General features: G+C 57.9%; 5 protein-coding genes. 3 read left to right on the top strand and 2 right to left on the bottom strand.

Annotated features, from left to right (window positions below; translation table 11 throughout):
• The 3 genes from argH to AB4043_RS13940 form a co-directional block, all read left to right on the top strand.
• A partial coding sequence (gene argH / locus AB4043_RS13930) for an argininosuccinate lyase (protein WP_442307308.1) occupies positions 1–1431 on the top strand: 1431 nt, incomplete at its 5' end.
• Positions 1424–2842 carry an APC family permease gene (locus AB4043_RS13935; RefSeq protein WP_442299088.1) on the top strand — a complete coding sequence of 473 codons (1419 nt, stop codon included), beginning with the start codon at positions 1424–1426 and terminating at the stop codon, positions 2840–2842. The genes argH and AB4043_RS13935, both read left to right, overlap by 8 nt.
• 36 nt (positions 2843–2878) lie before the next feature.
• Positions 2879–4216: an MGH1-like glycoside hydrolase domain-containing protein gene (locus AB4043_RS13940; RefSeq protein ID WP_442307309.1), complete on the top strand. Its 1338-nt coding sequence runs from the start codon at positions 2879–2881 to the stop codon at positions 4214–4216.
• A gap of 21 nt (positions 4217–4237) precedes the next feature.
• Here AB4043_RS13940 and AB4043_RS13945 read toward each other — a convergent pair whose 3' ends face one another.
• Together AB4043_RS13945 and AB4043_RS13950 are read right to left on the bottom strand one after the other, a co-directional pair.
• On the bottom strand, positions 4238–5053 hold the full coding sequence (locus AB4043_RS13945) for a TonB-dependent receptor domain-containing protein (protein ID WP_442307310.1): 816 nt from the start codon (positions 5051–5053) through the stop codon (positions 4238–4240).
• Positions 5050–6684, bottom strand: coding sequence for a TonB-dependent receptor plug domain-containing protein (locus AB4043_RS13950; protein ID WP_442307311.1), 1635 nt, complete (start codon positions 6682–6684; stop codon positions 5050–5052). The genes AB4043_RS13945 and AB4043_RS13950 overlap by 4 nt, the downstream gene beginning before the upstream one ends.
• Positions 6685–6925 lie beyond the last annotated feature (241 nt).

Genomic DNA, 6925 nt, shown 5'->3' on the forward strand with positions numbered 1-6925 from the left:
GTGCTCTCCCATGTCTTTCAGGACGCCAAGCGCCTGTTTCTGCCGGCCATGCTGGAGATCGACTACGCGCACGTGCTGATGCTCGCCGAGCAACAGATCATCTCCAAAGAGACGGCAGCACATTGTTTTCAGGGATTGAAGGCGCTCCCGTTGCAGGAGATTGCGGCGGCGAAGTATGACGGGTCCGTGGAGGACCTGTTCTTTCTGGTCGAACGGAAGCTTGCCGAGTTTTGCGGGGAAGAGGATGCCGGGCGTATTCACACCGCCCGTTCCCGTAACGACCTCGATATGACGATGTACCGCATGGTCTTGCGTGGACGTCTGCTGGAGGTAGCCGAAGCCTGCCTCGCCCTACGCTCGGTCCTGCTGCGTCTTGCAGGGGAGTATCGTTCCGCCCTCATCCCGGCCTATACACATAATCAGCCGGCGCAGCCCACGACGATGGGCCACTACCTGATGGCGATCATTGAGGTGCTGGAGCGGGACACGGAACGTCTCCGTGCCGCCTATGCCCACGTTAACCGTTCACCGCTGGGCGCATGCGCGATTACGGGTACAGGGTTTCCGATCAACCGCGAACGTACCGCGGAACTGCTCGGCTTCAAAGGTCTGCAGATCAATACCTATGGCGCGATTGCGGCGGTGGACTACATTACCGAGCCATGTTCGGTGCTTGCCACGCTGATGGTCAGCCTTGGCCGGTTCACCCAGGAAATGCTGCTCTGGTCGACCGCCGAGTTCGGCTTCCTGCGGTTGTCAGAGGGGTATGTGCAGGTCTCAAGCATCATGCCGCAGAAGCGCAATCCGGTGCCTTTGGAGCACACCCGTATCCTGGCTTCGCGGGCTATGAGCGAGTCACAGGCGGTGTTGAACTCGCTGCACAACACGCCGTTCGCTGACATGAACGACAGTGAGGATTCGCTACAACCGCTGGTTGATCTTGCCTTCGCAGACGGCCTGCGCGCCTTACGGCTGATGGCGGGTGTTTTAGAGGAGACCTCGTTCGATATCGAGCGGCTCGCGGCGCGCGCTCATGGCGACTTTCTCTCGGTGACCGAACTGGCCGATACGCTGGCGCGCGAGGCTGATCTCTCCTTCCACGATGCGCATGCTATCGTTTCGGCAGCGGTCAAAGCATCTACGGGAAGGTATCAGCCGGAAGCGATGGTGGACTTTGTGGAGGTCGCCCTCCGGGGAAAACAGGCAAAGCCGATGGAGCGTGCGACGCTGTTGCGTGCGCTCGATCCGGATAATTTTGTTGCGGTACGGAACACAACAGGCGGCCCTGCTCCGTCAGCACTGAATCCACAGATCGACCGTGCAACTTCACAGTTCCACGAAGACTCAGCATGGCACCGCAGCGAGGTGGATCACCTATCGGCTTCGTCGCAACGGCTGCACGGGGCGGTGGATACCTTTGGCCGTGGCTGAGAAGAACCCGCAGCTTGTACGCGGTCTTTCTACCGCAGCGGCTACCAGCGCCAACATCATTGATATGGTGGGTGTGGGCCCGTTCATCACGCTCCCACTCATCGTCACTGCCATGGGCGGCCCGCAGGCCATGCTCGGATGGGTACTGGGAGCGGTACTCTCCCTTTGCGATGGTTGTGTGTGGAGCGAGCTTGGCACCGCCTACCCAGAGGCCGGCGGCTCCTATGCCTATCTGAAACATATCTATGGAAAGAATGGCGCGGGCAAAGTCTTTGCTTTTCTCTATGCGTGGCAGCTTCTTCTCTCCGCGCCGCTTTCGATCGCCTCCGGCTGCATCGGTTTTGCGCAGTATGTCTCATGGTTTGCGCCATCTGCCTCACGGCCCATTGCCAGCGGCCATCTCTTCCATGCGCCGATCATCTTCAGCGGCCAGACTCTGATTGCGATGAGCGCCTGCGCCATTGCTTTAGCAGCGTTGTACCGGCCGGTCGCGCATGTAGGACGCATCGCCCGTGTGACAGGGGTCGTTGTTGTCGCGACCTTGGTTGCTGTCATCCTGGTTGGTTTTACGCATTTTTCCCCGAGCCAGGCCTTCTCGTTTCCTGCCGGAGCTTTCCATCTGGATGCAGCCTTCTTCTACGGACTCGGCGCAGGTCTGCTGGTCTCAGCCTATGACTACTGGGGCTACTACAACGCGTGCTTCCTGGGCGCAGAGGTTGAGAAGCCTGAGAAGACGATCCCCAGGGCGGTGTTGGGCTCTATCATCATCGTCGGCACGTTGTACGTGCTGATGAATATCTCGGTGCTTGGAGTGCTGCCATGGCAGTCGATGCTGGCGCTGACGCATGACGCCGCAGCCCGGCAGTACACGATGGCTGCTTTTGTGCAGATGGCATTTGCCTCTCATCCCTGGGCGCACACCGCCGCATCGATCGTAGTGGTGTTAATTGCGACGGCTTCGCTGGCCTCGGTCTTCGGACTTCTCCTGGGATATTCACGTATCCCTTTTGCCGCAGCGCAGGACGGTAACTTTCCCGCGATCTTCGGAAAGGTGCATCCCCGTTTCCACATTCCGGCTATCTCTCTGTTTACGCTGGGCGGCATCGCGATGCTTTTATGCCTGCTGCGTTTACAGGAAGTGATTGCATCGCTGGTCATCATCCGTATCGTCTTCCAGTTCTTGATGCAGGGAATTGCGGTCATGGCGCCGAGGCATCGGGCGGAACGGCGAAAGCAGGGACGCTTCCGGATGCCGCTGTATCCCTTGCCCGCGCTGGTTGCCCTGGGCGGATTCATTTTTATTCTTTTCTCGCGGCAGAACTTCGCGGCAGAGCTCAAACTTGCCGGTATGGTCGCTGTCAGCGGACTACTGGTTTATTTTGTTCGCTCCCGTATCGCTGCCCGCTCCTGAAACTCAGAAGGTAGAATTCGGTCATCCGGAGATGACATGAACCTTCGCCCTGATCGCCGCGGCTTCCTCGCGGGCCTTGCCGCTCACAGTCTTTTGTTCTCTAAAGTTGCCACAGCCAGTGCGCAACCGACGTCCAGCATTGCCACCGACAGGGAAGTTTTGCTTGGCTACTTCGCGAAGAATGCACGTGCCCTGCTGCGTGAGCCTGCCGGATTGTTGAAGTATCCGAGCATCTCTCCCAGTCTTCCCAAGGCAGCGTATTCCTCGGAGCTGTGGGACTGGGACACACTTTGGACGGCGCGCGGCCTGTTCGCGATCGCGAAGCAAACCTCGGATACCTCATTGCGGCAGGCGATCGTCGCCCATGCCCAGGGAAGCATCGGGAACTTCTTCGACCATCAATCGAGCGAGGGCCGTATTCCTATGCTGATCAAGCTGAACGATCCTGATCCGCTGCACTGCCTGAGCGGAAGCCGACCTCACAAAGAGAACCAAGCCAAGCCGGTGCTTGCACAACTTGCGTTGTTGGCTACGGAGGAAAGCGGTGATGCCGCTTGGTTCGCTCCGTATATGGAAAAGCTACAACGCTTCTATGATTCCTGGACGGCGGATAACACCACCAAGGTGGGACTTCTGGTCTGGGGCGACGATGTCGCCATCGGCAATGACAACGATCCCACGACCTTCGGCCGGCCATTCTTCTCCTCCGCGAACCTCTTGCTGAACTGCCTGTATTACGAAGACCTCAAAGCTGCGGCGGAGATGGCGCGCAAGCTTGGGAAAAAAGATGCCGCATCGCGTTTTGCGTCGAGCGCGAAGCAGCTTGGTGAGGCTGTGCAACGGCAATGCTGGGATCCGCGAGACAAATTTTTCTATACAGTCGATGTCCAGTGCCAGGACCGCCGCGCCGAGCTGATTCCGAATATCAAGCGTGGTATGGATATGTCCTGGAGCGCCATTCCGATTCGTATCCAGACCTTCACCGGTTTCCTGCCGCTGTGGTGTGACCTCGCAACCAAAGAGCAGRCCGAAGATCTACGGCAGCACTTCTTGAACCCGGCAACCTTCGGCGGTAAGTACGGCGTACGTACCTTATCGCGCGCGGAGAATATGTATTCTCTGGCAGCCAGCAGCAATCCGAGCAACTGGCTCGGCCCGGTCTGGATCATCGCGAACTACTTCGTCTGGAATGGCCTGCGGCAGTATGGATTCACGCGAGAGGCTGAGGCGCTGGCGGCAGCGACGACGCAGTTGCTGGCGCAGGATCTCCGCGTGAACGGATCGCTGAATGAATACTACGATCCAGATACAGGCAAGGCACTGAGCCACAGAGGCTTTATGGATTGGAACCTGCTGGTGCTTGAGATGCAGTAGGTATCTCAAGCACCAGTGCGGTTATGGCTTCGGCGCTTTCTTCTGGAAGGTGAYGCGAAGACCGCCAAAAATGTTGATGGGAGCGCCGGGAGCCAGGAAGGTCRAATGGCGCACCGGGTATTGCGTCTGGCCTTCGTAGTTGATGGAGGCAAAGGGGCGGGCAATGAAGGCTCCATTGCTGTCAAATGGCGTCCCGCCGAGCTGTGCCGCCGTGGCGTAATGTGTATCGAAGAGATTGTTGATCTCGGCGAACAGCTCAAACTTCGGCGAGAAGGCATACCGTGCCCCGACGTTGGCAATGCCGTATGCATCCGTGCGGCCGACGCCGAGATAGTATGTTCCGTCAGGCTGGTGAAGGTTATTTTCATTCCCGCGGGCGTATGAGCCAGAAGTAGAGACGACGTTGAAGTTGACCGTCAGCTTACGGGTGGGCTGGTAGTCGACGTTGAACTTCAGGATGTGAGATGGAGTCTGCGGTAATGTGTTGCCGACGCTGATGTCTTGGTCGCCATCGATACCTTTGGCTCCATTCAGAGCGGACTCATTGGAGCTGTTCCCGGCTCCATTGATTAGCTGTGCCGTTCCGTAGGTCGCCTGCAGGAAGGTGTAGTTGCTCGAGAAGGTGAAGGGATGGAGCTGATAGGTGATCCCGGCCTCCACTCCCTGCCGGATGGTGCGTCCGAAGTTGGTGAAGTAGCCGAACCCAGTGGCGGTGGAGGACGCGAAGAGCAGATCGTCATAGTTCGTGCCGCGGAAGAAGCCGGCATTCCACTGGAGACGATTCTCATTTTTACCGCGGATGCCCACTTCGATGGTTCGGCTGACAACCTGCTTCAACGGCGGATCACTGCCGTCCCGTGCAGGTTGGCACGGGTATCCACCGGCAGGCCGTCTGCGTCGGTTGATCCATCGGTATAGGTCGGAATGGTGGTGAAGCTTAGTCCGTCCGGATTTAAATAGGCGAACTGGGAGATCTGTGTGTAGCTGATGTTGCTGCGATCCCAGGAGACACCGGCTGCAAGGCGGTTGCGTGCCGTGCGGTACGACAGCAGGCCGGAGAGTCCGTAGGCGTTCTGCTTGTTCTGCGTATAGGTGTCGGTGCCCGTGCACTTCTCCGAGGGCTCGTCTTTCAACAGGCCTTGCGCGATGCAGCGCCAGTAAGGGAAGGGCTGCTGCGTGGCGTTGCTGGTTCCCGTGGGGAAGCCGGTATAACCGTTGGCAGTGAGGATATTCTTCTCGGCGGTGCTTAGCGTATAGAGCGACTGATCGAAGGAGTCGTCGTTAAGATCGCCATTGAAGGTATTGGCGCGGATATAGCGGTAGTAGGCATTGGTCGAGAGCGTCAGCTTGTGATCTAGCTCGTGCGTCACGTTAAAGGTGAGTGACGGCGCGTGATTTCTGGTCTGGTCAGGAATGGTGTAGACGCTGCTGTAGTCCTTGCTCAGATTGCGGAAGTCCTGTGTGCCGTTTCCGCTAAGGTTGTTGATGGCATAGACACCGGAAAGCGACAGCGTCGTTCGGCCGAACATCCATCCAAGCTTGGCGAACGATTGCTTCACATCAGAAGGAGAATACTTGCGCCATCCGTCTTCGTGATAGAGATTGCCGGCGACGTACCAGTTAAAGCCGCGTGAGGTAAAACCACCCCATTCGCCTTCGACAGCACGACGTCCGAAGCTGCCGCCCGTGGACTTTACCGTGAGCCCGGCGTTGGAGATGCCGTCCTTGGTGCGCATGGCAAGAGCTCCGCCCAGAGAGTTGAGTCCATACAGGGGATTCGCCCCCGGGATCAGCTCGATGTCCTGTACTGCAACCTGAGGAATCAGATCCCAGGAGACGACATCGCCGAAGGGCTGGTTCTGCCGCACTCCGTCCAGATAGATTGAAAGCCCCTGAGGTGTGCCCAGAAGCGGGGAAGCAGTGTAACCGCGGTAGTTCACATCCATCTGGTACGGGTTGCCCTGGTTCTCGCTGATGTAAATGCCGTTCACTCGCTTATTCAAGCCGTCGCCGATATTGAGTGAGTTAATATCGGCAAGCTGCTGCGCTGAGAGGTTCTGCACCGGCACGGGAACGGTCGAGGTATCTGTATCGGCCTGGCCGATCGGCGTCTCAGAGAAGACGGTAACCGAGGTGGAGAGAGACGAGAGTGTCAGGGTGACAACACGTTCTACAACCTCCGAAGAGCGCACGTCGATCACGATGGTCTGCGTCGCGAACCCATTGCGGTAGAGCTGAAGCTTGTAGCTGCCGAGGGCAAGTCCCGTGAACATGTGCTCGCCATTCGCAGAGGTCTGGAACTGCCGCACCGACCCTGGACCATTCAAGGTGCCGGTCACCGCCAGACCTGAGCCTGAAGTATCTTTCACCACCAGGTGAAGTCGCCCGGAGTCACGAGACTGTGCAGGCGCTGAGAGATGGAGAAGAAAAAGCAACAGACCGCAAACAAGACCGGACAGACGACGCATGACACCTTTGTCCGGGCAAGTAGGCCCGGCCGAAACTCTGGATTTATGCTTCTGCAGAGATATTCCGGACGAAGTCCTTTTGTTCAGCGTTTCGGAAAAGTTTTTCAAAGAGGAGGAGATGGATTGTTGGCTACCCCGTCCCTCATAGAGCATTTTCCCTGTAGGAGTAGAGTAGGGCTTCCGCATCTATGGGCGTTTTCCGCAATGAAAACGCCGCTGCACGCCCCTTCCGGAATACCCA

This window comes from Terriglobus sp. YAF25, from assembly GCF_052113305.1.
Classification (GTDB): Bacteria; Acidobacteriota; Terriglobia; order Terriglobales; family Acidobacteriaceae; genus Terriglobus.